The organism is Spirochaeta thermophila DSM 6192, from assembly GCF_000147075.1.
Lineage (GTDB): Bacteria > Spirochaetota > Spirochaetia > Winmispirales > Winmispiraceae > Winmispira > Winmispira thermophila_A.
This window is the reverse complement of sequence record NC_014484.1, coordinates 1,266,937-1,292,668: the sequence shown is the minus strand read 5'-3', so window position 1 is coordinate 1,292,668 and position 25,732 is coordinate 1,266,937. Positions and strand designations below refer to the sequence as shown.

The window sequence follows — 25,732 nt, the reverse complement described above, 5'->3', positions numbered from 1 at the left end:
TAAGTGAGATGAAGAGCAGAGACTGGGGTGTGCTGGTGTTCTCGGTCGTCTTGCTGGTGTCGGGGTGTGTCTCTGGACAGGAGGCCCCTGTCTCTCCATCCCCCACCCCGACCCCTCCGATCGTCGAGGAAGAAGAAGTCGTTTCCGACTCGGAAGGGACGATAGAAGTCTCCCAGGAAGTGTATGAACGTACCTTCGTCGAGATCGAGGCGTTCCTCGAGGAACTCACCCTCATCATCCAGAAGCGTGATTTCGAGACGTGGAAGAGCTACCTCTCCCAGGACTACATCGCGAGGGTGGGCGATCCCTCGTATCTCGCCGAGGTCTCGGAAGAGCCGAAACTCAAGAAGAGGGGGGTCGTACTCCGTACGCTCGAGGACTACTTTCAGCAGGTGGTGGTGCCGAGCCGGTCCCGCGTGCGGCTGGACAAAATAGAGTTCGTGACCGAGGATATAGTGAAGGCCTATATGGTGATCAACGAAACCCCCTATCTCCTCTACAGGCTCAGACGGGAGGAGGGGGGGTGGAAAATCTATTAACGAGGAGTACGGCATGAAACGAAAAGGGGTGTTTCTGGCAGTATGTGTGTTCTCCGCCCTCCTCCTGCACGGTCAAGAGGCGGGGGGGGATGAGGCGACGATCGAGGAATACTATCTCAGTCAGGATATCGAGCTCAGACTCATACAGGACGAAGCCTTCTCCAACAGCGAGGAACTCAAGCTTCTGGCCCTCAGGAACCTCGAACGCATGGTGGACGAAGGCCGGATGAGCGACGAGGATGCCGCATTTGCGATCCTCGAGACCCTCGCCACCGAGACCATCTCGCGGGAGGTGAGGGTGGGAAACCGGACGGTGAACAATTTCCCCGAGGTGAGACGACAGGCCTGCAACCTCCTTGGTCGTATAGGTGGAGAAAAGGCCAAGGATTCCCTCCTGACGGTGGTGTTGAAGGAAGAGGAGCCCATGGTGGTGGCCGAGGCGGTCTACGCCCTCGGGAGGATCGGTCTCAACGAGAACGAAGAGGTGACGAACGTGCTCGCCTACAGGCTCCACCAGGAGAACATCAAGCCCGTTCCCGACAACAATCTCGCGTTCTCCACCCTCCTCGCCGTCGAGAAACTCGCGCAGGCCAATGACGGGGTGACGAACCCCGAGCTCATCAACGCCATCGGGGAAGTGATCACCCAGGGCAATTACGTGAGGATGGTCAAGCTCAAAGCCCTCTCCGTCCTCGAAGAGCTGCGGAAGATCGCGGTGGAAAGAAAGCGATAGGTCACGACCATGTGCATGGTCCTCCAGGCCCTCCCTGCGGGGAGGGCCTCTTTTGCACTGGAGTGCACTAGAGATGGAAGAACTTCTCGAGGTGGAGTTCCTTCTTGAGTCCGAAGTGGAGATAGAAGAAGAACCAGGAGAGTGGAAGGGCGATCGCATCCACGATGAGCGCCCAGTCCAGTATCCTCGGGACCCCGAGATACCGATTGGTGATGAGATTGACGGCGGTGGTGACGAAGGCCACGATCACGAGGATGGTTCCCAGGACCAGGTATCCGTGGTGTTTGCCCTTGATGATGAAGGCGGTGAGGCCGACAAGGGCGAGGGCGCTCACCAGTACGAGCGGCAGACCGAGCCTGAGTGACCACGAGAGTGCACCATCGTCGAGGAGATCCAGTACGAGGAGAAATGCGGAAGCGGCCACCGGGATGGATCCAGAGAAGAGGAGCGGCCTCTTGTGGAGTGCCGCGGCCGAGAGGGTGAGGGACCAGACGAAGAGGATGGAGACGAGAGGATAACGGGACCAGGTGATGCCCCCGGTCACGAGGAGATCAACCGCAGCCACCACCATGCCCGTCATGAGGGAGAACACCGTCACCAGGGGAAGGACGATGGAAGCGTTGCCCGAGGCGGGAAGATCCTCGCTGTTGGGGGAAGTGCGGTGCATCCCTTCCTCGGGATGTGCGCCGCTCTCGGAGAACGGCGTCCCGCAGAGAGGGCATGTGTCCCTCTCCTCCCTCGTCATGATCCCGCAGGAGTTGCATCGTTTCACAGGTGGTAGTCCTCCTGGACATTGGTCTCTATGGTAACGGGGAGTCCCTTCTCGGTGAGCCATCGGAAGAAGACCCGCTCCACCACCGGTTCATGGATGAGCCTTCCGAAGCTCAGGGAAACCGTATCCCCGAAGGTGATCACCCCCGCGCAGATCTTCATGATGGGATTGGGGGGAGGGTAGAAGTCGAAACGTTCGATGTACGGCCGCATCTCTTCCGGAACCTGCACCACCCCGAGATTGGAGAGACTGCTCGTGGCCCTCCTGTCTCCCATGATCTCGTACATCCGACTGAGCACGAGGTCCTTGAGAAACACCGGTACGAATCGGGCGAAGGGGTTGCGCTCTCCCCCCACGTTCCTCCTTATCTGTGGAGCGAGGGCCTTCGGTGTGCTCTCCATCTTCATGAAATGAGTCACGTAGGAGAGAATCTCCTCGAACTCGTACTCGCCCAGCCGAGGATCGATCCTGGGGAACATGAGGAGGAAGAAGTTGCGCATCGTCTGGGAGGGGAAGAGGCGCCTGAGGTTCACGGGTATCTGGATGATGATGGGTTTCGACCCCTTGGCTTTGCCCTCACGGATGATGGTATGGAACGACAGGAAATAGAGTGCGGTGAGAAGGGCGGTGACCGTGGTGTGGTATGACCGCGCGAGCCCTCTGAGCCCATCGGAGGGGACGAGCCCCGTGGTGATGTAGTAACGACCTGGAGGTATGAGAGATCCGAGAACGTGGAAGGCTCGGGGAGGGATCGAGGAACTCGGAATCCCGGGTTGATAATGTCGTGCGAAGCTGTCCTCGGTCTCCTCTGGATGTGGTGTGGAGAAGGGGGAAAGGAGGTGGGGTGAGGATGGAATGGAGAGCCCTTCCTCTATGGAAAGATAGGAGGCCATGAGGGTCTTGAGGAACTCGAGGGCACCCATTCCATCGGTGAGGGCGTGGGCCACCTCGAGGGCGATCCTCCCGTGCGAGATACGGATGCGGAGGGGGATCCCGGGACTCCTCGTGGGGTCCCACATGCAAGGATACTCCGGATCTCGTTCGAGGGGGGGAAGATGGGAGATCCGATCGAAGTAGTACCAGAAGAACCCCCGTCTTATCCTGACCTGGAAGTAGGGGAATCTGTGCAGAGTGAGACGGAGGGCTTCGCGTATGGATTCGTACACCACCGGTTTCTTCAGCGTGGCGGAGATCCGAAACACCGTCGTCTTCCTCCGACCCGTGATCGGAGGAAAGATCTTCGCCGCATTGTCCAGAGGAAACCAGTCTCGTTCACGGTTCACGTCGCTCATCGGTGGCTTCAATCCATCATGATGGAGGAGTTCCTCCCTTTTTTCAATAGCCGATGGCGGGCCTCGGCCGGGAAAAATCTCAAATATCTCAAAAACCTCAAAAATCTTCAATTTTTCTCTTGACAATCCGGGGATCGATGTGTATAGTAAAGACACAACCTCCAGTCCCCCCCTTTTGATACTGGCTTCCAGAGTTTTCCTCCTTTCTCTGGGAGCCTTTTTTCGTCCTTCATCCCAGGGTAAGACGAAAAAAGGCCGGCGACAGCCGGCCTTCTCGATCACTCTCAGTGGTCAGTAATAGCGATATGAGGAGCTCCGGGAGCGATCGCCTCCGAAAGAGGACCGACGGCGCTCATGAGCCTTGTTGACTCTCAGCTGTCTGCCTTCGAGTTCATGCTGGTTGAGTGCGCTGATGGCTGCTTCTCCTGCCTCTTCGCTTGACATTTCCACAAAGCCAAAGCCCTTGGAAAAACCCGAATCGCGATCGGTGATGATCTTCACCGACTCGACCTCTCCGTACTGCTCGAAGAGCTGGCGGAGAGTGTCCTCTGTGGTCTGGTAATTGAGATTACCCACATAAATCTTGAAAGACATACAAAAAAACCTCTTTCCCCGAACGGGGTCATCATTCACCCTATCTACGATAGGGGAGTATACGGAACCAGTGAGGAATGGAGAAAGGCGAAGAAGCTCTCAACATCCTACATTCTGTTTCCTGCTACTCAGCTTGTATAGTAGCCCCAATCCGCTCACCCGTCAAGTGTTTTTGTCCGGCCTCGGGATTTCAGAGGTGCACTTGCATGTGATGGGTGGCGGTCCGCTCTCCTGTGAGAGGATCGAAGATGTGCATCCGCGAGGGGAGGAGGCCCACCTCGTCGCCCTCCGAAGGGGAAGTGCCCGAGGGGACCGGCACTTCCACGAACACCCGGTCCTTCACTTTGAGCCGCATGGCTGCTTCCATGGCGAGGGGGCTCTTGAAGACCGAGACCACCTGGGCGGGCAGGATGTAGTCACCGGCGGCACGCGGAGATCTGAGGGAAAAGTCTTCGGGCCGTATGCCTATCACCTTCTCCCGGTACTCGGGACCCATGAGATCCCCCGGGATCAGGTTGATGGCCGGGAGAGAGGGGTGCGGATGGAGGAACTCGGCCACGAAGAGGTTCCGGGGCGCCTGGTAGATCTCCTCGGGGGTCCCGGCCTGCTCGATCCTCCCCTCGCGCATGACCACGAGCCGGTCCGCGAGCAGGAGGGCCTCGTGCTGGTCGTGGGTCACGTACACCGTGGTCACGTCGAAGTAGGAGAGGAGGGCCTTGAGCTGACGCCGGTATTCCTCCCTGAGCGGCTGGTCGAGATGGGAGAACGGTTCATCCATGAGGAAGAGGGCGGGATCACGGGTGATGCACCTCCCTATGGCGACGCGCTGTTTCTCCCCGCTGGAGAGGTTGGGGGGAAACCGGCCGGAGAGGTGTTCGAGCTTCACCCCCAGGAGTTGGCTCGTGCGGCGGTACTTCTCTTCCGCTTCCATTTCCATCTCGTCCGACCACTGCTTCGTCCATTTCTTGAAGAAGAAGTAGGAGAGGATGTTGGTCTTGACGGTGAGGTGCGGGTAGAGTGCGTAATCCTGGAACACCATGCCGATCCGTCTCTCGCCCGGTGGGAGCTCTGTGATGTCCTTTCCGTCGAAGAGCACTTTCCCCTGGTCGGGGGGGAGGAGCCCGCCGATGATGCGGAGGAGCGTGCTCTTTCCGCATCCCGTCGGACCGAGGACCACGGTCGTTCGCGCATCGGGGATGGTGAGATTCACGTCCGTGAGGGCGAAGTGAGGCTCTCTGGGGCCGAGGAGGGCCCCCTTCTTCCGAAAGAAGTTCTTGAAACTGAACGCTGGGTAGAAATACTTGTACACGTGGACGAGGTTTATCTCTGCCACACTATGAGTATATCCTGTATCCGATCATCTGTCAAAAACTTTACGGGTTCACCTTCACCGGTACGGGTGAGACTCCGACGGGCCGCCTCGCGAGGGCAGCCCGGATGTATCTCAGCACCGCCCCGGTGGAATCCGTGGTGCAGATGGGCTCGGACGTAGAGGGTTGCCGGGGAAAGGTCTCTATCTGATGGATGAACTCCGTGAGCTTCTCCTTTAGTCGGGAGGGTGGGGCGTGGAGTCCCCGGCCCGATCGTTCCAACATGATCGCGTTGAGCCTCTGCTCGTACTGCCCCTTGAAAGGGATGGCACACACGGGCTTCCCCAGGTAGAGGGATTCCGCGATGATCTGGTGGCCTGCACCGGTGATCACACCTCTGCACCGGGCGAGATGCGAGGGAAAGTCTTTGTGCGGGTCCGGGAAGAGGTCGTAGGGCACCCCCAGTTCTTCCAGGATCTCCACCACCTGTGCCTTGAAGCAGGGTTTCGCGTACACGAGGAAACGTTCCCCCGGTGTGGGGACCTGCTCGCGGATCTCCTCGCGGATGAGTGGTCCCACCGTGCCCCGGTAGAACGAGGAGAGGAGGCGTGTGCCTCCGGAGGGCATCATGAAGAGGGACACCAGTTTCGCCGCCAAGGCATCGGGAAAGAGTGAGAAGCTCCTCAGGACCACTCCCGGGTGGTTGAGGAGCAGACAGGGGATCCTCTCCCTCACTGCCGCCCTCGAGAGGAACGGCTCGTAGTCGCTCACCACGAAGTCCACGCGTTCCTCACGCAGGGATGCGCGGAGTGTCGCGAGGATGGTGGGGAAGCGGAGGAGGAGGGGGAGGTTGGATCGTATGGTTGCCGGATAGTTGATTTTGAACTCCTCCGTGATATAGTGGATGTGGGGAAGGTCCCGGAGCTCTACGCCTTCCCGCGTGAACGGCCGGAAGAGGGGTCGGATGGTGTGTGGTGCGTAGACGACCACCCGATACCGTTCGACAAGAGAGGGGAGGATGCTGAGGGCCCGGGAGGCATGGCCCCTTCCTTCTCCGTTTATGCCCAGGGCGATGGTCTGTCGTGGTTTCATGTCACGAGAGATACACCGAACGGGTCAGTCGGGTGTGAGCGGAATGTGAGATTTTCATCATAGTGCAGAGAAAGGAGGGCACACATGGCGTTGCGCTCTTACGAAGAACACGTGGTGGACCATGCAGGTGTTCGACTCTTTTACCGGCTCTGGATCCCGGACCGGGTGAAGGCGGTGGTCATCGTGGCCCATGGGTTTGGGGAGCATTCGGGCAACTTCGTGGAACTCGCGGGACGGCTTGCCGACGAAGGGTGTGCGGTCTATGCGCCGGATCACTACGGCCACGGACAATCGGGGGGAGCACGGGGCTACATCCCCTCGTGGGACGTCTTCCATGGGGAGCTCTCCCTTTTCAGGGAGAAGGCCGTACGCGACTTCCTCGACCGGCCCGTGTTCCTCTACGGGCACAGCATGGGCGGCACGATCGTGCTCGAGTACGCCGCCACCGAGGGTGAGGGGCTCGCCGGTGTGGTCGCCTCGGCTCCCGCCCTCTCCCTCGAGGGGATTCCCCCCTGGCGAAGGACGCTCGGACGCCTTCTTGCCGCCCTTCTTCCCGGGCTCCGTATCCCCTCGGGACTCGATACAGGCGGCCTCACCAGGGATCCGGTGATGTTGAAGCGTCTTCTCTCCGATCCCCTCTCCCACGGACTCGGGAGTCCGAGGCTCGTCGTGGAGATGGAAGGGGCAATCGAACGATGCCATGAGCGGGCGCCGGGTCTCACGATCCCCCTCCTCGTGCTTCAGGGCCGCAGAGACCATGTGGTGTCTCCGCCCGCCACCGAACGTTTTTTCCAGCACGCGGGGAGCTCCGACAAACGGCTCCTCTGGGTCGAGGAGGGGCTGCACAAGCTCGAGCACGACCTCGCTCGGCAGCACGTCCTGGAGGAAGTGCTCCTCTGGGTACGTACTCACCTCCCTGCACGGTGAGCCGGAACCCCTCACGGGCGTCCTCCATCGAGTCTCCCTTTGGGCTTCCCCGGGGCGCGCCTTCGCTTGTACCCGCCTCATGGAGCAGTCGATTCCCCATGGTCGGGGAAGGGTGTGTCCTTGCCGATTTCTTACTGTTTTAGTAATATAAGTGTACGATTATATAGTCCACGGAGGTGGTATGAAGATCTATCTCGTCTACTATTCGACGTATGGTCACACCTATAAGATGATCCAGGCGGCGGCCGAAGGGGTCAAGTCCGAGGGAGGAGAGGCGGTGATCCGACGCGTACCGGAGACGGTCTCGGAGGAGATCCTCTCCCAGATGGGTGCCCTTGACTTCTACAAGGCGCAGGCCCACGTACCTGTCGTCACGGTGGAAGAGCTCACCGAAGCCGATGGGTTCATCTTCGGGAGTCCCACCAGATTCGGGAACATGGCGGCCCAGATGAAGGCCTTTCTCGACGCGACCGGCCCCCTCTGGGCGAAGGGCGCCCTCGTGGACAAGCCCGCGGCGGTGATCACGAGTTCCAGCACCCAGCACGGTGGGCAGGAGTCCACCATACTGAGCTTCCACACCGTGCTCCTCCACCATGGTATGATCCTGGTGGGTCTTCCGTACACCTTCCAGGGCCAGATGGAAAGGAACGAGATATCCGGTGGCTCTCCCTACGGCGCGTCCACCATTGCGCTTGCAGGAGAGGAGGGGAGCAGGGAACCCACCCAAAACGAACTCGAGGGGGCCCGCTTCCTGGGAGCGCGGCTTGCCCGTGTGGCACGAGCCCTCAAGGGATAAGGTCCTGCACGATCGGGGCGCATGCTCTGCCATGCGCCCCTCTCTTGTGAGCCTGCGGTACCGGGGAGTATCATACGGCATTCCCCGATGAGGAGGTGCACATGGAACTCGGCCTTAGAGGAAAGACGGCCCTCGTCGCTGCGGCGAGTTCGGGATTGGGGTATGCGGTGGCACTGCGTCTCGCCGCCGAAGGGGCACGTGTGGCGATCTGTGCCCGCTCGGAGGAACGCATCACGCGCGCGGCCGAACGGATTCGGAGAGAGACAGGAGCATCCGTCCTCCCCGTGGTGGCGGACCTCACCAGGAGAGGGGATGTGGAGCGATTCGTGGAGGCGGCCCGTCGGGAACTGGGGCCTGTCTCCATCCTGGTGACGAACACCGGAGGCCCTCCTTCCGGTCCACCTCTCTCCTTTTCCGACGATGACTGGGAAGCCGCCTTTCAGCTCGTCTTCTACAGCGCCTTGAGGCTCATCCGATCCGTGCTCCCCGACATGGAGGAGCGGGGGTGGGGAAGGGTGGTGGCGCTCACCTCCATCTCGGTGAAGCAGCCCATCGACACCCTCGTGTTGAGTAATGCAACGAGGTCGGCCCTCACCGCCCTCATGAAGACCCTCTCCACTGTCTATGCCTCCCGGGGGATCACCTTCAACACCGTGGCGCCCGGCCCCATCGCAACCAGTAGGATGGAGCAGCTCATCCAGGCCGCCGTCTCCCGAGAAGGCCTCTCCCCGGAAGAGGCCCTCTCACGATGGATCGGCGACATACCCATGGGAAGGCTCGGGAAGCCGGAGGAACTCGCCGACCTGGTGGCCTTCCTGTGCTCGGAGCGTGCGGGCTTCATCACCGGCGCCACCATCCCGGTGGACGGTGGCGCGGTGAAGGGACTCTTCTGAGGCCCCTCCGAGGGGCGGTGAGCCCATAGCCACATATGTATGCTCGAGTATACATATTAAAGCGTTTTATGATCTACGACACGGGTTCCCCCGGCTGGTAGAACAGGCCGTTCTCCACGTGGTGGAGCACGAGTTTCCAGGCTTCGGGAACCGCAAAGGCTGCCTTCACCGTGCCGCACACCACCGCCACCTCTCCCGGCCGGTAGACCTGACTCACCTCGCACTCGGCCCATCCGGCGACCCCCTCCGGGATGAGCGCATCCACCACCGTTCCCTTCCTCACGGGTATACCGAACCGGGCGATCTTGTCCACCTTGTGCCCCGAGACCTCGCCCGTCTTCAGCACGAGATCCTTTTGATGGAAGGTGGGAAGGGCGGCGATGAAGCTCCCCGTGGCCTCGATGTTGTGGAACGTCGCATGCGAGGGATCGCACACGAAGAGGAGCTGGGTCACCGGCTCATAGTCGAGTGGGCATGTCCACGCAATGGGTGCCATATCGTATCTGCCCTCGGGACTCCTCGTACACACGAGGATGAGCCCTCCACCGTTGAAGATGGTATACGCCTTCTCAGGGGCGAGAGGAGAGTAGTCCATCACACACCTCCTATGGGGTATCGTGCGTACTATAACACTTCTCGTTTTTCATTCTGCACGTATCGTCGAGATCCAGGCTTCCACTTCCTCCCCGGTGCCCCTCCCGTACACCACGAGTGCGGGGAGGACCTGCGCACGGGGACATCGTTTCCGGATTTCGTCCAGCGTACGTTGGGCACCCCCTCCACCGTGGGTGATGAAGGGGGCGATGATCTTTCCCGCGAGGTCGTACTGCGAGAGGAAGGCGGCGACCGGCGGCGCGATAGTGCCCCACCAGTTGGGCGACCCGAGGAAGATGAAGTCGTACGCATGGATCGCCAGGTCCATGGGGGCGAGCGCAGGGAGTTTTCCCTCCCGTATCTCTGCCTTCGCAAGGGAGAGGGTTGCCTCATAGGAAGACGGGTAGGGTACCTCCGGCTCGAGTGCCTTCAGCACCCCTCCTGTACGGGCCTGGATCAGACCCGCCACGTGGCGGGTGTTGCCCGACCAGGAGTAGTAGACGACAGCAGTGCTCCCACGGCTCATCGGTCTTCCTCCCTGCATCCACGTATCTATCGAGCCGATGCCAGTATCTCCACAATGTCTTCTTTTGAGAGCGGGGGGCGGCCCGGGAGTCTTCCTTCCTCGTCCCTTACCACCTCCAACGTCTTCTCGGCCCAGTGGGAAAAATCCTTCTCGTCGACCTCACCGATTCCCAGTTCGGAGAGTCGTGTGGGACATCCAATCGACCGCAGAAATTCCTCGAACCTGTAGATGCCTTCCATGGCAACTTCTCGTTTGTCTCTACCTTCCATGGACACCCCGAATATGCGCTGTGCAAACTGAACGAAACGATCCGGGTTGTACTTTGCGGCGAAGCGCATCCATGCCGGGTTGAGGACCGCGAGTCCTGCACCGTGGGGCACGTCGTAGATGCCGGAGAGGGTGTGCTCTATCTGGTGTACGGGATAGGGAGCGTGCACGCCGGTTTGCACCCACCCGTTCAGGGCCACGATCGACGCCCATTGAAGCTGGGTCCTCGCCTCCAGGTCGTCTCCGTGGGCCACGGCGCGTGGACCCCACTCGAGTACGGTGCGGATCACCGTTTCGGCGAACCCGTCCTGAATGGGAGTGCCGTCCACGCCGTTGAAGTATCCCTCGGTGACATGGGCGAGGATATCCGCGACACCGTACGCCGTGTGGTCGGGTGGCACGGAAAGCGTGAGCGTGGGATCTGCGATCGCCAGTCGGGGATAGAGTGCCTCGGCTATCACGAAGGTCTTGAGCGGTTCTTCACCCGTATCGAGGGTGATCACCGCTCCGCAGTTGGTCTCGGATCCCGTTGCCGCCAGGGTGGGTACGGTGATGATGGGGAGCGCCGCACGTGGGAGCCGCGGCGGCCGATCGGCACGCATCAACATCTCGGAGGGATCTCCCTCGTAGCGCACCGTGGCCGCAATCACCTTGGAAGCATCCATCACGCTCCCACCCCCGAGCGCGACGACCATGTCACAGCCGTGTTTCTTTGCTGTCTCCGCACCTTTGAGCACTGTTGTAAACCTTGGATTCGGCTCTACCCCGGATAACTCCACCACCTCGACCCCCTCCTTCTCGAGGCTTGCCACCGCCCTGTCGAACGCACCGGTCCTCTTGACGCTCCCTTTACCTATGACGAGCAGCGCCTTGTTTCCGTACGCCCGCGCCCTTTCTCCCAGGCTTTCCAGGGCGCCGGCGCCGAATACGAGTCTCGTGGGATTGTAGTACTCTAAGTGCATCATCGTCATCCTCCTCTTCGTTGATCTGTTTCGGTTGTATATGCATCGTCCGTCACCGGGCCGAACCATTGGGCCGGTCCCCGGTGGATCTGTGTGCTGAGCCCGATATGGGCGAACTCCCCGTCCGGCCCGGCGCCGTGCCAGTGGACCACACCGGGCGGGATCTCCACCACGTCCCCCGGTGTGACAAGCCGCGCGGGTGCACCCTTCTCCTGATAGAACCCGTTTCCCCGCGTCACGATCAGGATCTGTCCGCCAGGATGTGCATGCCAGTGGGTTCTGGCCCCCGGCTCGAAGACCACGTGGTACACCTGGGTGTCGAAAATCCCCTTCTCATCGGTGACGAGCATCTTCACCCAGACCGTGCCCGTGAAAAACTCGTCCGATCCTTTGTTGCCTTTCTCGAAGAGGTCGTCTCTCATGGCCTCCCTCCATATAGGGGTATGAATTGATCCTTTCGGCGGTGAACCGCTCTCCGGTTCGCCGATTTCTCGGCCTTCAGCGTGTCATCGATCGTCATTTCCTCCTATGCACTTGCCGGGTGTGCGCAATAGACCCTTTTCGCAGCCAGGGTGTAGAAGAGCGGAGAGAACAGGAGAATGAGCGCGCTCAGGAGTATGGGGTATCTCATCGACCCCGTGAGAGAGACGAGGTACCCGTTGATCACCGACGAGGAGATCCCCGAGGCGAACACGGCGAGCATGTACATGTTGCTCGCCTTCCCGAAGTGCGCGAGGGGCACGAGATCGCTGAAGATGCTCCAGAAGGAGGGGCTCGCGAGCCTCCAGGTGAGGATCGCGAACGACATGAGGATCCCGGCGATGAGCGCAGAAGGAATCCAGGGGGCCACCGTGAGGAGCACTACCGAAGGGATGAACCCCATGAAGAGGGGGAGCACCCGCCCCCTGAACCCCCTAAGCCTGTCGGAGCGCACTCCGATGAGTACCTCTGCCACGCTCGCGACCAGGGCCATGGCCGAAAGCGAGAGGGCGATGGCGCCATAGGGGAGTGCGAGATCGCGCACCAGGAAGGTGGAGAGCCAGTTGAACATGAGGTTCCATGTGTAGACCGCACAGAAGTGCCCCAGCATCAGGAGGAGCACGAGCCCGTAGGGGAACGGCCCGGAGGCGATCGTGCGGTCCGGGTCGGGCTTCCCAGCCGGATCAGCCTGGAGGGGCTTCTCAGCATCGGGAGAAGGGAAGGCGTACTTCCACAGCCCGAAGGCCACCGGTAAGAAGGCGATCCCCAGAAGCCCTGCGACGAGGGTGGCGAGGCGCCAGTGGCTCCCTGAGAGCGCGATGACCACGTAGGCCAGGGCGAGTCCGATCATGGACCCCGTCCCGTAGATCGCGGTGGCCAATCCCCGTCGGTGCTCGCTCACATGGGAGGTGACCACCCGTGCGGCAAGAGGGAAGGGGAAGGCGATCGCCAGACTCGATGCCACCCTCACGAGGTTGAGCGCCACGAGGTCCCTCACTGCGGTGAGGGCGATGGAGGAGAGGGAGAGAAGGAGCATCACCACGGTGACGGCCGTGAGGGGAGGGGCCTCGTGCACGTAGCGGCCCAGCACAAAGGGTGAAAGCGCGCAGAGCACGGTCCACGCAGCTATCATGAGCCCCATGAGGCCCCAGTCGATCCCCAGATCCCCTACGATGAGGGGGAGGGCCGCCCCAAAGATGGAGCCCTGCAGGGTGGAGAGGGTGGTAACCCCTACGCAGATCACCATGAGCACCAAGGAACGTCTCACCGTGGGATCCTCCTTCCTGATGGTCGATGCATCTTCTTTTCGGAGCGGGCCTCTAGAGGTAGGTCATCTTCTCCATCTCTTCCGGGTATCGTTCGCCCACTATCCGGATGCGGGAGAGGGCCTCGTCGATCTCCTCGAGGTCCTCGGGAGTGAGCTCCACATCCGCCGCGCCTACGTTCTCCTTGAGCCGCTCCGGCTTGGTGGTGCCCGGAATCGGCACGATCCACGGTTTTTGGGCGAGGAGCCAGGCGAGGGCGATCTGTGCAGGGGTGGCCCCCTTCCTCCCCGCGATCTCCTTCACCAGATCCACCAGGGCCATGTTCGCCTTGAGGAACTCCGGTTTGAAGCGGGGGATCCTGCTCCGTATGTCGGTCTCGTCGAACCTCGCCTTCTCGTCGATGGTCCCGGTGAGGAACCCCTTCCCGAGGGGGCTGAAGGGCACGAACCCTATCCCCAGCTCCTCGCAGGTAGGGAGCACTTCCTCCTCGGGTTTGCGCCACCAGAGGGAGTATTCGCTCTGCACCGCGGTGACGGGACACACGGCATGGGCCCTGCGGATGGTCTTCGCCCCTGCCTCGGAGAGGCCGAAGTACTTCACCTTCCCCTCATCGATGAGGTCCTTCACCGCCCCCGCGACGTCCTCTATGGGGACATTGGGATCGACCCGGTGCTGGTAGTAGAGGTCGATCGCCTCCACCCTCAGCCGCTTGAGCGATCCCTCCACCGCCTTCTTGATGTGCTCAGGCCTGCTGTTGAGCCCTTTCCAGCCCGGTCTCCCGTCGGGATGAAGCTCGAAGCCGAACTTGGTGGCGATGACCACCTCTCCCTTGAACGGTTCGAGGGCCTCTCCCACGAGCTCCTCGTTGGTGTAAGGGCCGTAGACCTCGGCGGTATCGAAGAAGGTCACCCCGAGCTCCACCGCTGTTCGGATGAGCTTGATCATCTCGTTCCTGTCGGGGAGCGGCCTCTGTCCGAAGCTCATGCGCATGCATCCCAGCCCTATGGCCGAGACCACGGGGCCGTTGGTTCCGAGTCGTCGCATCTTCATCGTCAACCTCCGGTTGGTGTTACACCTCAAGTATAGAGAGATTCCCTTACCGTGAGGTACTCCGATAGTGGGAAATATTTGCCTGATCCTCCAGAATGCCGGAGAATCGGTTGCGAAACGAGGAAAGAGGAGCTACCCTTAATATGGAGAAAAGGGACGGCCGCCTGCAGGGAGGAGGATATGGGCGAAAGGTTCGAAGAGATACGCTCGCGCCTCGCGGAGAAGCTGCTCCGGTATACCGCGGAGCGAGAACACATCGAGTACGAGATCCCCGGGCTCCTCATCCACAGGATCACCCGGCCCACCGAGCCGGTGAGCTACCTGCTTCCCCCCAGCATCTGTATGGTGGTGAGCGGGGCCAAGCGGGTGGTCCTCGGTGAGGAGGAGTACCGGTACGACGCCCACCACTTCCTCCTCTCCTCGCTCGACCTCCCGGTGGTGGCCTGTATCGTGGAGGCCACGGAGGAGGCCCCCTACCTAGGGATGCGCCTCGAGCTCGACATGGAGGCCCTCCTCGAGGTGGTCTACGACCCCGACGTCGTCTCGTTCGTCGAGGCCCGTTCCTCCAGGGCCATGGCCATAGGAGAGATGACCGCCCCCCTCCTTTCCTCCTTCGAACGCCTGGTCGACCTCCTGGAGGAACCCGACCACATCCCCGTCCTCGCCCCTCTCGTACACCGGGAGATCCTCTACCGGCTCATCCTGAGCGGACAGGGCGCACGCCTCAAGCAAATCGCCACCATAGGGAGTCACTCCCACCAGATCGCCCGGGCCGTCACCTGGCTCAAGGAGCACTTCACCGAGCCTCTGCGCATCCTGGAGCTCGCCGCTCTGATCGGTATGAGTCCTTCCAGTTTCCACCAGCACTTCCGTACCCTCACCGGAATGAGCCCCCTCCAGTACCAGAAGCGCCTCAGACTCAACGAGGCACGCCGGCTCATGCTCCAGGGGCTCGATGCCACGAGCGCCGCCTTTCAAGTGGGATACGAGAGTCTCTCCCAGTTCTCCCGCGAGTACAAGCGCCTCTTCGGCCTTCCTCCGAGCCAGGATATCCGCAGGCTGAGAGAGGAGGGAGTGGCCCAGCGGGCGTAGGGAAGAAGGAGAAGGAGGGGAGGCCCTCCGGCAGCCGGGGGCCTGCAGAATACTTCGGCATCGAGGGACGGTGTGCCTCCTGGTCGTGTCTTCTATATCCTCATGTCTTATACTGGTAATGAGGAGGTTTCCATGGCTGTCGACAGAGGTCCGGGCGAGTCCTCGAAAGATGCGGCGAGGACGAGAAAGAAGGGGAGGGGAGCCGGAGAGGAGGAGGTGCGTGCGAAGATCGCCGAGATGGGCGAACCCGACCGGACCATGGCGGAGCGACTCCACCGGCTCATCCTGGAGGAGGCGCCCATGCTCACGCCGAAGACCTGGTACGGTATGCCGGCGTATGCCAGAGAGGGCAAGGTGGTCTGCTTCTTTCAGAGCGGGCAGAAGTTCAAGACCCGGTACGCGACCCTTGGGTTCACCGATGTCGCGACGCTCGACGAGGGGTCCATGTGGCCCACCGCATTCGCCCTTGCCGGGTGGAACCCCGAGGTAGAGGCACGGGTCCGTGCCCTCATACGGAAGGCGGTAGGCACGGCCACGTGATGAGGGAGGAGCGCACCCACCCGGTGGTCCAGCCCAGGACCGGCAGCGTCCCGGGGAGGGTGGGTGGTGAGGGCTGATGCGGGTCCCCGCTCGCTTGAGCACGGGGAGGATGACGCCGCCCTCCTGCACACGCACCGCCTCACCGCAGGGAAGGGGCGCTCCTGCGTGCCCTGCAGACTTAGTGCACTACCTCCCAGGCCTCGATATCGCCGGGAACGACCCTCATCAGCGGATGCGGATCGGGATCTTCCAGCGTGCACAGCCGTTGAAAGCGTGCCGGATCCCTTCTCTTCAGCTTGAAGAGGAGGTGCCTCCACTCATACCGTAGCTGCCCAACAGAGACTTCGATAGGCTTCACAGGAGCGTGAGGGGAGAGTTTAGTCTCGTCGAAGTGATACCCGCGGCGCCGTGCCTCCTCGAGCACGGCGTGCAGGTACGCATCGATGGCAGCAACCGGGTCTTCCTGCGCCCTAAACCGCCTGAGCTGAGGATGCGATCGATACCCTCGTGTCTTTCCTTCCAGCACTGCCTTGGCGAGCAACCCCTCCCGCCACACTGCCACCAACCCCTTGGAGTCAAGGTACTTCGGATGCAGAGACCACAGCCTCATCGGCCATTTTTCAGCATGATCACCTCCTCGTCAAGGCCGTGGCGAAAGCACGGGCCTGTAACATCGAGTGTTGAAAAACGCGGGGAAAAAAGATAAGGGGTATCTCCCACCACACTAATCCTTTATTTCAAGGAGGAGATACCCCATGAAGCGCGGCAAGACACGCGCACTGACTGAGACACAGTATACCCTCTCTGGCCTCATGAAGCAAGTAGAGGCCCAACTCCGGGAGGAAGTGCGCCACACCTACAAGACGTACCTGGAGCACCTCCTTGAGGCACTGAGAGAGGAGGCAGTAGGGCGACCGCGATATGCACGAGGGGAGGCTGAGAAGCCACCGTACTACCGGTACGGCTACAGGAAGTGGAAGAGTGTGCAGACCCCATGGGGGCCGATCGAGGAGGTACGCGTGCCCCGGATCCGCACCGGCGGGGGGAAGGAGGTGAAGTTGGTCGCCTATGAGCAGAGGCTCGTGGCCCTCACCGAGCAGCTCCTCCTTGGGTATGTGGGAGGGATGAGCGCGCGGAGATATGCCATCCTGTTACGGGAGTGAGGGATAGGCGAGGCCCACCCGCAGACACTCCTGCGGCTCATCAGACGTCTTCGTGAGGAGAAGGAGCGGTGGCGGAGGCGGCCGCTTACAGGGGTGAAGGCGCTCGTGCTGGATGGGGTGTGGGGAAAGCTGAGGGGAAAAGGGAGGAGGGGGCTGGTGGTCTTGAGTGCCGTGGGGGTGAAGGAGGACGGGTCTCATGAGCTACTCGACTGGGTCGTTGCGGAGCGGGAGGACCGAGCGAGCTACGAGCGACTGCTTACCAGGCTCTATGAGCGGGGGCTTCATGAGGTGGAGCTGGTGGTGGCCGATGAGGCTGAGGGGATCTGGCAGGCCGTGGAGACGGTGTATCCTGAGGCGAAGAAGCAGGTATGCCTCTGGCACCTTGAGCGGACCCTTGAGCGGACGCTCCTCAATGAACTGAGAGGTAAGGAGAAGAGGCACGTACAGGAGATGCGGCGGGCATTTCGGGATGCCTACCGGAAGCTTTTGGCGGCACGAGAGAAGGAGGAGGCGGAGAAGGCCCTTGAAGGGTTCTGGAAGGAGTGGGGAGCCCGTGCGCCGCGGATGAGTGCCGCACTCCTGTGGCGGAAGGACCGACTGTTCTCCTATCTGGAGCTGCCCTATGAGTGGAAGGAGAAGGTGAGGACGAACGCCCTTGTGGAGAACCTCTTTCGGCACATGAGGACATTTCTTCGACGGTATCCTGGGTATATGAGCCGTGCCCATGCGGATGAGGCGGTAGGCCTCTACGTGGTGGGCATGCAGATACACTCGCAGTGTGGGAGACGCACCCCTTATCAGCTCCAGCTCAATTTCAACACTCCTCCTTGACAGTGCCTAGAGATGCTAGGCGTGGACGATCTTCCGGAGAAGATCGTCCAACAGGTCCTCCTTTTTGTTCATGCCCACCTGTCCGTTTGAGAATATACGGATCTTATTCTACTGGAGAGTGTCATGGGGATCAAGGTGAATCGGTTCTTTAGTGGTAGTGGTGGTTTCTCTGGGGCCGGACGGGAGGGGAGGGGTGAGTGGGGGGCTCTCCCTTGTGGCCCACCACAGGAGGAGTGTGAAGCAGTTCCCTGCAATTAAAGAGGCTATAGAGGAAATGGGAAAATCGTGCCGCGCGGGCATGAAAAAACCCACCTCATACGGTGGGCTCTCGCTCCGGCGGCAGGACTCGAACCTGCGACCTAGTGGTTAACAGCCACCCGCTCTACCGACTGAGCTACGCCGGAATGTCCGGTAGGTGCCGTGACTATATCCCGACCGCCGGGGCTTTGTCAAGTATTTTTGATCACTCCTCCCAGTGGATGCATTCCACAGGACAGATGGAGATGGCCTCCTCTATGCAGGTTTCATCTCCTCCTTCCGGGAGGATCACGCGGGCCTTGCCCTCGTCGTCCATCTCGAAGACATCGGGACACGCGTCGGCGCAGCTGCCGCACCCTATGCACTCATCGCGGTCGATGACCACTCTCTTCGCCATGGCACACTCCTCAGTATTGGTCTCCTAGCCGTATTATACTCACACAATGTAACAAAATGAGAAGTCTTGACTTGTTATTACTGGAAATAATCTGTAACGAGGGTTACACTCGTAAGGGGTTTAGTATGAAAGTGCGATACGTGTGGCTGATACTGGTGTATGTATCGAGTCTTTTTGGAGAGGAGGTTCTGACAGTAGGGCAGGTTCTCGAAAGGGCTGAGGAGTTGGTAGGGAGAGAGGTGTTGTGTGAGGGGGTGTGGATGGGGTTTCAGGGGCTCAGAGGGGCCCTTGTGAGTCCAGATGGGGTGGTACCGGGGGTCGGGATGTCTGGGATGGGGGAGTGGGGGCGGTATCGAGTGGTGGTGTACGCCACACCTGAAGGGGTGGTGGTGAATGTAGTGAGATGGGAAGCGACATGGCCTGAGGTGGTGACATGGGCGATCTGGCATGTGGGGGGCGTAGTAGGATTCAGGGATATGGTGGTGCTAGGAGCGAATGGTGAAGGATATGTGGTGAGTGGAGGGGCAGGGTGGGTGAGGATAGAGACGGCGGTTGAGGCGAGGGATGTGCTTGAGGGAGTGTGGAAAAAGGTGAAGGGAGGGGTGTGGGGCAATGCTGTGGCGGATGGGGTGCAGGTGCGCGTGGTACAGGCGGGCGAAGAGGGCCGGTGGTGGGCGCCGGGGCTTCCAGGATGGCTCGAGGAGGCGCACGAGGTGGTGGAGACGTGGGCTGGGGCTGCAAGAAGGGCCCGATGGGTAGAGGGGTGGGCAAGGGAGAGGTGGGGAGAAGGGTGGGTGGTGGAAATGATGGAAGCATGGTGGCCGGATGCGAGTCTTGGCTGGCCAGAGGAGGGGAAATTCTACGCGCAGGTGATCACTCCTGGATGGCGGGTGTGGATACAGCACAGGGAAGGGAGGCGTGAACTTAGAATTCCATCCAGAAAGGGACTCCCGCTGGTCCGGAGTGAATAGGTCTACACATTCCCTGCGTGCACGTAGTCGAGGTACTCTTTTGCGATCTCCACTGCCCGATATACGGTCGCTCGGGGTGTGGGGGGGATGGTGTACTTGTAGCGAGGGAAATAGGCGGAGAGGTGGAGGGGGATGTCCTTGCGTATGCCGGCGAGCCGGCGGGCGATGCTCCGCACTTCCTCCTCGCTGTCGTTCTTCCCCGGGATGAGGAGGGTGGTCACCTCCACGTGGATCTTTTTCGCAGCCTTTTCGATGAAGGCGAGGACCGGCTCGAGGCTCCCTTTGATCTCCTTGCGATAGAACTCGTCGTTGAAGCTCTTGAGGTCCACGTTGGCCGCATCCACCACTTCGAGGAGCTCGTCGGACGGTTCGGGGTTGATGTACCCGTTGGTCACGAGCACGTTCTTGAGCCCGTGTCTCCGCGCCTCGACGGCCACCTCCATTACGTACTCGAAGTGGATGAGCGGTTCCGAGTAGGTGTAGGCGATACCGATCGAGTGGTAGGCCTTGGCCTGATGGATGAGCCTCTCGGTGGGTATCTCGAGCGCGGTGCGGAGGTATGTCCGATACTCCTGGGAGATCTCGAAGTTCTGACAGAAGGGACACTTGAACGAGCAACCGAAGAACCCGATGCTCAGGATCACCGAGCCGGGGTGGAAGTGGTAGAGCGGTTTTTTTTCTATGGGGTCGAGTGCGATGGAGGATATCTTGCCGTAATAGGGAAGGATGAGCCTGCCATCGCGGTTGAGGCGCACGGTGCAGACCCCGGTCTTCCCCTCACGTATGATACACCGATGGGGGCAGAGCTCACACCGTACAGCCGAATCCTCGAAGGGGGTGTAGTACCGTGCCTCCGGAAGCGCGTCGTCCATGGTCATACCACGAAGGGCTGTATCTTCACGGCCCGGGTCCCCTTTCTCACCCATACGGTGACCACTTGAACCGCGAGGCCCTCTTCGGTTCCGAGGGTGGCCTCGAGTTCGACATGGAGGATGTCGTCGATGATGAACTCGTAGAACCCCGCCTCCTCCTTGAAGGGGGGTTCCCACAGAAGCACCTTGTGCGGATCATAGGGATGCTTCTTGAGGGTTCCCGAGAAGGGCACCCCTTCCAGGGCGTAGTCGGTATATCGGTGTCGAAGCTGCAAGGCGTGGAGTGGTTGGGCCTCGAGGTATTTCTGCGCCATATCCCCGCTCTCCCTCGTCCCATCCGCCCGCGGCAGCGGGACGGCGTAGTCGTTCCCGACGGGTCTACCATCAGAGTAATGAAAGATCACGGAAGATGTCAAGGAAATCTCAGAGCCGGGAGGCGGTGTGGGTCTCTATGTACCGCTTCACGTCGAGGAAGAAGTCCTCGGTGGCCTCGGTGAAGACGAGGTGTAGGGAGTCGTCGCGGGATGCCACGGTACACGAGAGGGTATGGATGCGGTCTCCTATCCTGAGCGAGCATGTGCTGAGGAGCTGTCCCTGTTTGAGATCGGAGACCAGATGGGGGGCCTCCGGTTTGAAGCGCATACCCTGTTCGGAGATGTCTTCGACCGAGCCGAAGACGAGGCGGTTCCTTCCCGGATGGGTGAAGATGAACCGCACGGGTTCGCCGGGAGTGGGGACATACCTGCCGTGCCGCCTCTGCTCCCTGAACTCGCCGTACCGGGTGATGATCTGCCTGAGCCGCAGGCGTTCCTCTCTCTCCTCGAGGTTGCTGCTCAGGAGGGCACGGACGCCGAGGGTCGTGGCCTTTGCGCTCTCTTCTTCGGAAAACGAGTCTCCCACCAGGAGGACCACGGGGACGGGAGCGGGAAGGGTGGCCTTGAGGAAGCTCGTGAAGGTCTTCCAGTGTCTGGGGAAGTCCTCGGCGTTGAAGATCACGAGGTCGGGATCCACCTCCTCGAGGTTGTCCATGGCTTTCACCGGATGCCAGTAGTGCACCACCTCCAGCATGTGCGGGGGAAAGGCCCCTTCCACGAGACGGGGCAGATCCTCTCTGTCGGTGACGAGGAGCACCTTCATGCTATTCGGTCCTCAGGTTCTGCACGGTATAGTCGACAATATACCAGATTCCGTCGCGTTTTTGGAGGGAGTAGGTGTACTCCTTGACCTCCGTGTAGGTGGGATACTTGAACTTCTCGATGACCCGTACCGACCCCTCCCTGGAGGTGTACTCGGTCTTCACGATCTCGAACTCCTGGGGGATGAGCACGATGTCCTGATCGACCACCTGCTGGGTGAGTCCTCTCTTGAACTCCTCGAGCAGCCGGATGCGGTCTTCTTCCGCGGCGTTGAGGTAGCGTTGCCGGCGTGTCCGGTCGCGGGTGTAGAGGGCCTCGAGGTCGATGAACAGGAAGAACCTCTCCCACTGTCCTTTCTGTCGCGCCTCTATCACGGTGCGCACGACTTCGTCGGGAGGCAGGGGCTGGGCCTTGAGGACCTCTCCGGTCTGCGTTTCCACCCGTACCCCGGCCTCTTTGAGGGTATCCATGGGGGGGTGGACGGTGAGGATGAGCCGGTTGGAGAGGATGGGGGTGGACGATGCCGTGTAGAGGTCGGGGTAGAAGAGCCCCTGGATGACGTAGACCCCCGGTTCGGTGACGGCGCAGTAGTCCTTCAGGTCTTCCACGATGGCGTACTCCTCACCCGGGAGCAAGGTGATGGTACGGTAGAACACCGGTTGATTTTGGATCCGGTGTGTGATAAAAAACTCAGACTCCGGGACCCGAGTGTTTGAGATGGTCCTCATATCGAATCCGAAGGAATGAATCCTTTGATCCGCGATCTTGAACGAGATGTCCCGCGCGCCGGCGTTGGTGAGGGTGATCTTTATCTGTATGGGGGAATCGGGATAGTAGATGCGCTGGTTGTAGAGGCGGATGGAGAACTCGAGCCCGCTCACGTCCTGAGCCGGGAGTGCAAGGCATGCGAGGAACAGGGCGGGCACGATCGTGTGCAATCTCTTCATGTGTACCTTCCTGACTGTTATTATCATCGGATGAAGTGATGGATTCCTTATTTTTTCAGGATATATTTTCCGTCCTCTCCTCGTCCAGGGCGTGGAAGGACTTGCTCTCCCGGTACAACCGGGGAGAGCTGCCCATAGGTGTTCGAGGGGTGCAGGGTGGATTCTCGTCCTTCTTCCTCGCGCGGCTTTCCGGACTGGGACGCCCCCTCTGTGTGGTCTTCCCCACCGAGAAGGAGGCCGAGGATGCGGTGGAGAGTCTCCGTGCCCTGGGGGTGGAGGCGGAGTGTTTCCCCGAGTGGGGGGTCACGCCCTACGGGGAAGGGCTCGCGGAGCACGCGCCGGTGTTCGGAAGGCGCGCCGAGGTCCTCGCCCGGCTCCTGGCGGGTGAGCTCGGGGTGGTGTGTACCTCGTTGCGGGCCTTTCTCTGGCGCCTGCCGCCCGCGGATCGGTTCAGGGAGCGGCTCCTCGTCCTGAGGAGGGGGCAGCAGGTGGATCCTGCGGCTCTGACCGGGCGTCTCGTGGAGATGGGGTATTTCCGGGTGCCGCGGGTGTCCCTGAGAGGGGAGTGTGCGGTGCGAGGAGAGGTGGTGGACGTCTTCGCCCCGGGCGAGGAGGGGGCCTTCCGACTGGTGGTGGACTTCGACCGGATCGAGCGCATCCGGCTCTTCGACCCCTCGAGTCAACGCACCCTGGAGGAGAAGGACCGGATCGTGGTCCCGCCCTTGAGGGAATATCTGTGGGAGGAGGAGGGGCTCTCCCGCGTGAGGGAGGCCCTCAAAGCCCGCGCCCCCAGGCTCGACGTGGACGGCCTCGTCGGGGAGCTTGCAGCGCGGGGGCGGATGCAAGGGGAGGAGCTCTACTGGCCGCTCGCCTACGAGACTTCCTCCTCACTCCTGGACTACGTGCCCGGCACCCCCCTCCTGCTCCTCATGGGCAAGGAGCGGCTCATCCACGCCGACGAGGCCTACAGGACCGAGCTCTCCACCGTACATGGACAGGTGAGACATCTGAGGCCGGTACCCACGCCGGAGGATGTCCTCCTTCCGTTCTCGCACCTCGAGACCCGTCGCGACAGGATCGAGATCTTCCTTCTCGAAGGGGAAGACTCCATGGTGCACTTCTCCTGCGAAGGGCCCAGAGTCTTCTTCGGAAACGTGAATTTCCTCAAGGAGGAACTCTCCCGGCTCCTCTCCCTCGGCTACCGTGTGTACATCCTCACGGATTCCGAGCCACAGCGGGAACGCCTCGCCTTCCTCCTGCGTGAGTTCCCGGACGTGAAGGTGGAGCTCACCGGTCTCTCCACCGGTTTCGTCCTCCCGGAGGCGAAACGCGCCGTCTTCCACGAGAACGAGATCTTCGGCCGCAGGAGACGCACCCCCGCCTCGGTCAAGCGGGTGAAGAGCGCGCCCATAGACAGTTTCGTGGAGCTCTCCCCCGGCGACTACGTGGTGCACGTTCACCACGGCATAGGCCGCTTCCTGGGGATAAAACGGATGAAGGTGGGGGAGAACGAGCGGGACTATCTCCACCTCGAGTATGCCGGCGAGGAGTACGTGTTCGTTCCCATCGAACAGGTGAACCTCGTCCAGCGTTACATAGGGAGTTCCGACGCAGCACCCCGTCTCGACAAACTGGGGTCCTCGAGCTGGCAGAAGCGCAAGGAACGGGTCAAGAAGTCGGTGGAGGACCTCGCGAAGCGTCTCCTCGCCATCTACTCGCGCCGGAAGCTCGCCCACGGATTCGCCTTTCCTCCCGATACCGAGTGGCAGATGGAGTTCGAGGCCCGGTTCCCCTTCGAGGAGACCGAAGACCAGCTGCGCTGTATCGAAGAGGTGAAGCGCGACATGGAGTCTCCCCGGCCCATGGATCGCCTCGTGTGCGGGGACGTGGGCTTCGGCAAGACCGAGATCGCCCTCAGGGCCGCCTTCAAGGCGGTGACGGCCGGAAAACAGGTGGCCATACTGGCCCCCACCACCATCCTGGTGGAGCAGCACTACGAGACCTTCCAGGAACGCCTCGAAGGCTTTCCCGTACGAGCGGCCATGCTCTCGAGGTTCGTCCCGGTCCCGGAACAGAGGGAGATCCTGAAAGACCTCCGGGAGGGAAAGGTCGACATACTCATAGGAACCCATCGTATCCTCCAGAAGGATGTGGTGTTCAAGGATCTCGGACTCCTCGTCATCGACGAGGAGCAGCGTTTCGGCGTGAAGGACAAGGAGCGCCTCAAGGAGCTCAAGGCCTCGGTGGACTGTCTCACCCTCACCGCAACCCCGATACCGCGCACCCTCCACATGTCGCTCCTCAAGATCCGGGACATCTCGCTCCTCGAGACACCGCCCAGGGAACGCCGCCCCATAGAGACGCACATCCTCGAGTTCTCTGAGGAGATCATCGCCCGGGCCATCCGCCGCGAGGTGGAGCGCGGAGGCCAGGTCTTCTATCTCCACAACCGGGTGGAAACCCTTCCCCAGGTGAAGACGTTCATCGAGCGCCTCGTCCCCGAGGTGATGGTGGAGGTCGCCCACGGCAAGATGAGTTCTCACCAGCTCGAGGAGATCATGCACCGGTTCATCCACGGCGGGTTTCACGTGCTCGTCTCCACCACCATCATAGAGAACGGCATCAACATTCCCAACGCGAACACCATCATCATCGACCGGGCCGACATGTACGGCATCGCGCAGCTCTACCAGCTGAGGGGGAGGGTGGGCCGCTCCGACCGCACGGCCTATGCCTATCTCTTCTATCCTGCCCAACGTGAGATTTCCGAACTCGCCGCCAAGCGCCTGCAGGTGATCGCCGACCACACCGAACTCGGCGCCGGGTTCAAGGTGGCACTCAAGGATCTGGAGGTGAGGGGCGCGGGGAACCTCCTGGGACGGGAACAGAGCGGTGATATCCACTCCGTGGGCTTCGACATGTATCTCCGACTGCTCGACGAGGCCATACGCGAACTCGAACAGAAGGAGGAGCGGCCCGAGGAAGAGGTCTACCTCGAGCTCGAGTACACCGGCTTCATTCCCGATTCCTACATACAGGAACCCCAGGAAAAGATGGTGGTGTACAAGAAGATCGTCTCGGTGCGCACGGAGGAGGATCTGGCGGCCGTCCAGGAGGAGCTCGAGGACAGATACGGTCCGTTGCCTCCCGAAGTGGCGAGCCTTCTCGGGATCGCCGAGCTCCAGATCCTGGCGAAGAAACTGGCCATCCGCGCCATCAGGGAACGAAAGGGAGAGGTGGAGGTGGAGTTCGGCAAGGTCTCCCTCCTTTCCCCGGACAAGGTGCTCAGGCTCATACGGGAAGGCAAGGGGAGGATACGCCTCGATGCCCACAGGCCGCACGTCCTCCGCCTCACCGGCGATTCGGTGGGGCTCAAAGAGAAGGCCGAATACCTCGTCCAGCAACTGGGAAGGCTGCTCTAAAGTCTTGCAAG

At 61.0% G+C, this 25,732-nt stretch carries 26 protein-coding genes, 1 tRNA gene and 1 pseudogene; 10 read left to right on the top strand and 18 right to left on the bottom strand.

Annotation, left to right across the window (positions count from 1 at the left end):
• The first annotated feature begins 8 nt into the window (after window positions 1–8).
• Together STHERM_RS05895 and STHERM_RS05890 are read left to right on the top strand one after the other, a co-directional pair.
• Entirely contained in the window at window positions 9–539 is a 531-nt protein-coding gene (locus STHERM_RS05895; RefSeq protein WP_237223172.1) for a hypothetical protein, read from the top strand.
• 13 nt (window positions 540–552) lie between these two features.
• The gene (locus STHERM_RS05890) at window positions 553–1,272 is read left to right on the top strand and encodes a HEAT repeat domain-containing protein (protein ID WP_013313972.1); all 720 of its coding nucleotides are present in this window, start codon (window positions 553–555) and stop codon (window positions 1,270–1,272) included.
• 67 nt (window positions 1,273–1,339) lie between these two features.
• Here the strand turns inward: STHERM_RS05890 and STHERM_RS05885 are convergent, their stop codons facing one another.
• The 5 genes from STHERM_RS05885 to STHERM_RS05865 all read right to left on the bottom strand — a co-directional run bounded on the left by STHERM_RS05885 (window position 1,340) and on the right by STHERM_RS05865 (window position 6,332).
• Entirely contained in the window at window positions 1,340–2,044 is a 705-nt protein-coding gene (locus tag STHERM_RS05885; RefSeq protein ID WP_148223876.1) for a DUF6320 domain-containing protein, read from the bottom strand.
• Window positions 2,041–3,336 carry a hypothetical protein gene (locus STHERM_RS05880; protein ID WP_013313970.1) on the bottom strand — a complete coding sequence of 432 codons (1,296 nt, stop codon included), beginning with the start codon at window positions 3,334–3,336 and terminating at the stop codon, window positions 2,041–2,043. Before STHERM_RS05880 ends, STHERM_RS05885 begins: the two co-directional genes overlap by 4 nt.
• A gap of 291 nt (window positions 3,337–3,627) precedes the next feature.
• A complete protein-coding gene (locus STHERM_RS05875; protein WP_013313969.1) occupies window positions 3,628–3,930 on the bottom strand; it encodes an RNA recognition motif domain-containing protein in 303 nt (100 codons plus the stop codon).
• 190 nt (window positions 3,931–4,120) lie between these two features.
• On the bottom strand, window positions 4,121–5,263 hold the full coding sequence (locus STHERM_RS05870) for an ABC transporter ATP-binding protein (RefSeq protein WP_013313968.1): 1,143 nt from the start codon (window positions 5,261–5,263) through the stop codon (window positions 4,121–4,123).
• Window positions 5,264–5,303: 40 nt separating this feature from the next.
• The gene (locus tag STHERM_RS05865) at window positions 5,304–6,332 is read right to left on the bottom strand and encodes a glycosyltransferase family protein (protein ID WP_013313967.1); all 1,029 of its coding nucleotides are present in this window, start codon (window positions 6,330–6,332) and stop codon (window positions 5,304–5,306) included.
• 84 nt (window positions 6,333–6,416) lie between these two features.
• Here STHERM_RS05865 and STHERM_RS05860 point away from each other — a divergent pair, with 84 nt between their 5' ends.
• The 3 genes from STHERM_RS05860 to STHERM_RS05850 all read left to right on the top strand — a co-directional run bounded on the left by STHERM_RS05860 (window position 6,417) and on the right by STHERM_RS05850 (window position 8,948).
• Entirely contained in the window at window positions 6,417–7,259 is an 843-nt protein-coding gene (locus STHERM_RS05860) for an alpha/beta hydrolase (RefSeq protein ID WP_013313966.1), read from the top strand.
• A gap of 181 nt (window positions 7,260–7,440) precedes the next feature.
• The gene (wrbA, locus tag STHERM_RS05855) at window positions 7,441–8,055 is read left to right on the top strand and encodes an NAD(P)H:quinone oxidoreductase (protein WP_013313965.1); all 615 of its coding nucleotides are present in this window, start codon (window positions 7,441–7,443) and stop codon (window positions 8,053–8,055) included.
• A gap of 101 nt (window positions 8,056–8,156) precedes the next feature.
• The gene (locus STHERM_RS05850; protein ID WP_013313964.1) at window positions 8,157–8,948 is read left to right on the top strand and encodes an SDR family oxidoreductase; all 792 of its coding nucleotides are present in this window, start codon (window positions 8,157–8,159) and stop codon (window positions 8,946–8,948) included.
• A 73-nt stretch (window positions 8,949–9,021) separates the two neighbouring features.
• Here STHERM_RS05850 and STHERM_RS05845 read toward each other — a convergent pair whose 3' ends face one another.
• The 6 genes from STHERM_RS05845 to STHERM_RS05820 form a co-directional block, all read right to left on the bottom strand.
• Window positions 9,022–9,543, bottom strand: coding sequence for a flavin reductase family protein (locus tag STHERM_RS05845; RefSeq protein WP_013313963.1), 522 nt, complete (start codon window positions 9,541–9,543; stop codon window positions 9,022–9,024).
• A 48-nt stretch (window positions 9,544–9,591) separates the two neighbouring features.
• Window positions 9,592–10,068: a flavodoxin gene (locus tag STHERM_RS05840; RefSeq protein WP_013313962.1), complete on the bottom strand. Its 477-nt coding sequence runs from the start codon at window positions 10,066–10,068 to the stop codon at window positions 9,592–9,594.
• Between the two features lie 26 nt (window positions 10,069–10,094).
• Window positions 10,095–11,300 (bottom strand): iron-containing alcohol dehydrogenase, encoded by a 1,206-nt coding sequence (locus tag STHERM_RS05835; protein ID WP_041623332.1) that lies wholly within the window; start codon window positions 11,298–11,300, stop codon window positions 10,095–10,097.
• A gap of 2 nt (window positions 11,301–11,302) precedes the next feature.
• Window positions 11,303–11,719, bottom strand: coding sequence for a cupin domain-containing protein (locus tag STHERM_RS05830; RefSeq protein ID WP_013313960.1), 417 nt, complete (start codon window positions 11,717–11,719; stop codon window positions 11,303–11,305).
• A 104-nt stretch (window positions 11,720–11,823) separates the two neighbouring features.
• On the bottom strand, window positions 11,824–13,044 hold the full coding sequence (locus STHERM_RS05825) for an MFS transporter (protein WP_013313959.1): 1,221 nt from the start codon (window positions 13,042–13,044) through the stop codon (window positions 11,824–11,826).
• Window positions 13,045–13,096: 52 nt separating this feature from the next.
• Complete coding sequence (locus tag STHERM_RS05820; protein WP_013313958.1) at window positions 13,097–14,092, bottom strand: aldo/keto reductase; 996 nt, start codon at window positions 14,090–14,092, stop codon at window positions 13,097–13,099.
• Window positions 14,093–14,272: 180 nt separating this feature from the next.
• Between STHERM_RS05820 and STHERM_RS05815 the strand changes: the two genes are divergently transcribed.
• Together STHERM_RS05815 and STHERM_RS05810 are read left to right on the top strand one after the other, a co-directional pair.
• Entirely contained in the window at window positions 14,273–15,184 is a 912-nt protein-coding gene (locus tag STHERM_RS05815) for an AraC family transcriptional regulator (protein WP_013313957.1), read from the top strand.
• Window positions 15,185–15,316: 132 nt separating this feature from the next.
• Entirely contained in the window at window positions 15,317–15,724 is a 408-nt protein-coding gene (locus STHERM_RS05810; protein WP_013313956.1) for an iron chaperone, read from the top strand.
• Window positions 15,725–15,902: 178 nt separating this feature from the next.
• Here STHERM_RS05810 and STHERM_RS05805 read toward each other — a convergent pair whose 3' ends face one another.
• On the bottom strand, window positions 15,903–16,334 hold the full coding sequence (locus STHERM_RS05805) for a pyrimidine dimer DNA glycosylase/endonuclease V (RefSeq protein WP_013313955.1): 432 nt from the start codon (window positions 16,332–16,334) through the stop codon (window positions 15,903–15,905).
• Between the two features lie 145 nt (window positions 16,335–16,479).
• Between STHERM_RS05805 and STHERM_RS05800 the strand changes: the two are divergent.
• Window positions 16,480–17,718, top strand: a pseudogene (locus STHERM_RS05800) (IS256 family transposase).
• Between the two features lie 331 nt (window positions 17,719–18,049).
• Here the strand turns inward: STHERM_RS05800 and STHERM_RS05795 are convergent.
• Together STHERM_RS05795 and STHERM_RS05790 are read right to left on the bottom strand one after the other, a co-directional pair.
• Window positions 18,050–18,122, bottom strand: a tRNA-Asn gene (locus tag STHERM_RS05795).
• 59 nt (window positions 18,123–18,181) lie between these two features.
• Complete coding sequence (locus tag STHERM_RS05790; protein ID WP_013313952.1) at window positions 18,182–18,373, bottom strand: ferredoxin; 192 nt, start codon at window positions 18,371–18,373, stop codon at window positions 18,182–18,184.
• A 125-nt stretch (window positions 18,374–18,498) separates the two neighbouring features.
• Between STHERM_RS05790 and STHERM_RS05785 the strand changes: the two genes are divergently transcribed.
• A complete protein-coding gene (locus STHERM_RS05785; RefSeq protein WP_237223170.1) occupies window positions 18,499–19,344 on the top strand; it encodes a hypothetical protein in 846 nt (281 codons plus the stop codon).
• A gap of 2 nt (window positions 19,345–19,346) precedes the next feature.
• On the opposite strand, the gene amrS is transcribed toward STHERM_RS05785, so the two are convergent.
• The 4 genes from amrS to STHERM_RS05765 all read right to left on the bottom strand — a co-directional run bounded on the left by amrS (window position 19,347) and on the right by STHERM_RS05765 (window position 22,299).
• Complete coding sequence (gene amrS, locus STHERM_RS05780; RefSeq protein ID WP_013313950.1) at window positions 19,347–20,222, bottom strand: AmmeMemoRadiSam system radical SAM enzyme; 876 nt, start codon at window positions 20,220–20,222, stop codon at window positions 19,347–19,349.
• Entirely contained in the window at window positions 20,219–20,530 is a 312-nt protein-coding gene (locus STHERM_RS05775) for a hypothetical protein (RefSeq protein WP_013313949.1), read from the bottom strand. The genes amrS and STHERM_RS05775 overlap by 4 nt, the downstream gene beginning before the upstream one ends.
• 109 nt (window positions 20,531–20,639) lie before the next feature.
• A complete protein-coding gene (locus STHERM_RS05770; protein ID WP_013313948.1) occupies window positions 20,640–21,353 on the bottom strand; it encodes a PilZ domain-containing protein in 714 nt (237 codons plus the stop codon).
• Between the two features lies 1 nt (window position 21,354).
• Window positions 21,355–22,299, bottom strand: coding sequence for a hypothetical protein (locus STHERM_RS05765; protein ID WP_013313947.1), 945 nt, complete (start codon window positions 22,297–22,299; stop codon window positions 21,355–21,357).
• 38 nt (window positions 22,300–22,337) lie between these two features.
• Between STHERM_RS05765 and mfd the strand changes: the two genes are divergently transcribed.
• Entirely contained in the window at window positions 22,338–25,721 is a 3,384-nt protein-coding gene (gene mfd, locus STHERM_RS05760) for a transcription-repair coupling factor (protein ID WP_013313946.1), read from the top strand.
• Window positions 25,722–25,732: the final 11 nt, after the last annotated feature.

What these genes read in the sequence shown, in the direction of transcription:
- STHERM_RS05895 (WP_237223172.1), top strand. Translation starts at nt 9, where the DNA reads ATGAAGAGCAGAGACTGGGGTGTGCTGGTGTTCTCGGTCGTCTTGCTG.
- STHERM_RS05890 (WP_013313972.1), top strand. Translation starts at nt 553, where the DNA reads ATGAAACGAAAAGGGGTGTTTCTGGCAGTATGTGTGTTCTCCGCCCTC.
- STHERM_RS05880 (WP_013313970.1), bottom strand. Translation starts at nt 3,336, where the DNA reads ATGAGCGACGTGAACCGTGAACGAGACTGGTTTCCTCTGGACAATGCG.
- STHERM_RS05875 (WP_013313969.1), bottom strand. Translation starts at nt 3,930, where the DNA reads ATGTCTTTCAAGATTTATGTGGGTAATCTCAATTACCAGACCACAGAG.
- STHERM_RS05865 (WP_013313967.1), bottom strand. Translation starts at nt 6,332, where the DNA reads ATGAAACCACGACAGACCATCGCCCTGGGCATAAACGGAGAAGGAAGG.
- STHERM_RS05860 (WP_013313966.1), top strand. Translation starts at nt 6,417, where the DNA reads ATGGCGTTGCGCTCTTACGAAGAACACGTGGTGGACCATGCAGGTGTT.
- wrbA (WP_013313965.1), top strand. Translation starts at nt 7,441, where the DNA reads ATGAAGATCTATCTCGTCTACTATTCGACGTATGGTCACACCTATAAG.
- STHERM_RS05850 (WP_013313964.1), top strand. Translation starts at nt 8,157, where the DNA reads ATGGAACTCGGCCTTAGAGGAAAGACGGCCCTCGTCGCTGCGGCGAGT.
- STHERM_RS05845 (WP_013313963.1), bottom strand. Translation starts at nt 9,543, where the DNA reads ATGGACTACTCTCCTCTCGCCCCTGAGAAGGCGTATACCATCTTCAAC.
- STHERM_RS05840 (WP_013313962.1), bottom strand. Translation starts at nt 10,068, where the DNA reads ATGAGCCGTGGGAGCACTGCTGTCGTCTACTACTCCTGGTCGGGCAAC.
- STHERM_RS05835 (WP_041623332.1), bottom strand. Translation starts at nt 11,300, where the DNA reads ATGATGCACTTAGAGTACTACAATCCCACGAGACTCGTATTCGGCGCC.
- STHERM_RS05830 (WP_013313960.1), bottom strand. Translation starts at nt 11,719, where the DNA reads ATGAGAGACGACCTCTTCGAGAAAGGCAACAAAGGATCGGACGAGTTT.
- STHERM_RS05820 (WP_013313958.1), bottom strand. Translation starts at nt 14,092, where the DNA reads ATGAAGATGCGACGACTCGGAACCAACGGCCCCGTGGTCTCGGCCATA.
- STHERM_RS05815 (WP_013313957.1), top strand. Translation starts at nt 14,273, where the DNA reads ATGGGCGAAAGGTTCGAAGAGATACGCTCGCGCCTCGCGGAGAAGCTG.
- STHERM_RS05810 (WP_013313956.1), top strand. Translation starts at nt 15,317, where the DNA reads ATGGCTGTCGACAGAGGTCCGGGCGAGTCCTCGAAAGATGCGGCGAGG.
- STHERM_RS05805 (WP_013313955.1), bottom strand. Translation starts at nt 16,334, where the DNA reads ATGAGGCTGTGGTCTCTGCATCCGAAGTACCTTGACTCCAAGGGGTTG.
- STHERM_RS05790 (WP_013313952.1), bottom strand. Translation starts at nt 18,373, where the DNA reads ATGGCGAAGAGAGTGGTCATCGACCGCGATGAGTGCATAGGGTGCGGC.
- STHERM_RS05785 (WP_237223170.1), top strand. Translation starts at nt 18,499, where the DNA reads ATGAAAGTGCGATACGTGTGGCTGATACTGGTGTATGTATCGAGTCTT.
- amrS (WP_013313950.1), bottom strand. Translation starts at nt 20,222, where the DNA reads ATGACCATGGACGACGCGCTTCCGGAGGCACGGTACTACACCCCCTTC.
- STHERM_RS05775 (WP_013313949.1), bottom strand. Translation starts at nt 20,530, where the DNA reads ATGGCGCAGAAATACCTCGAGGCCCAACCACTCCACGCCTTGCAGCTT.
- STHERM_RS05770 (WP_013313948.1), bottom strand. Translation starts at nt 21,353, where the DNA reads ATGAAGGTGCTCCTCGTCACCGACAGAGAGGATCTGCCCCGTCTCGTG.
- STHERM_RS05765 (WP_013313947.1), bottom strand. Translation starts at nt 22,299, where the DNA reads ATGAAGAGATTGCACACGATCGTGCCCGCCCTGTTCCTCGCATGCCTT.
- mfd (WP_013313946.1), top strand. Translation starts at nt 22,338, where the DNA reads ATGGATTCCTTATTTTTTCAGGATATATTTTCCGTCCTCTCCTCGTCC.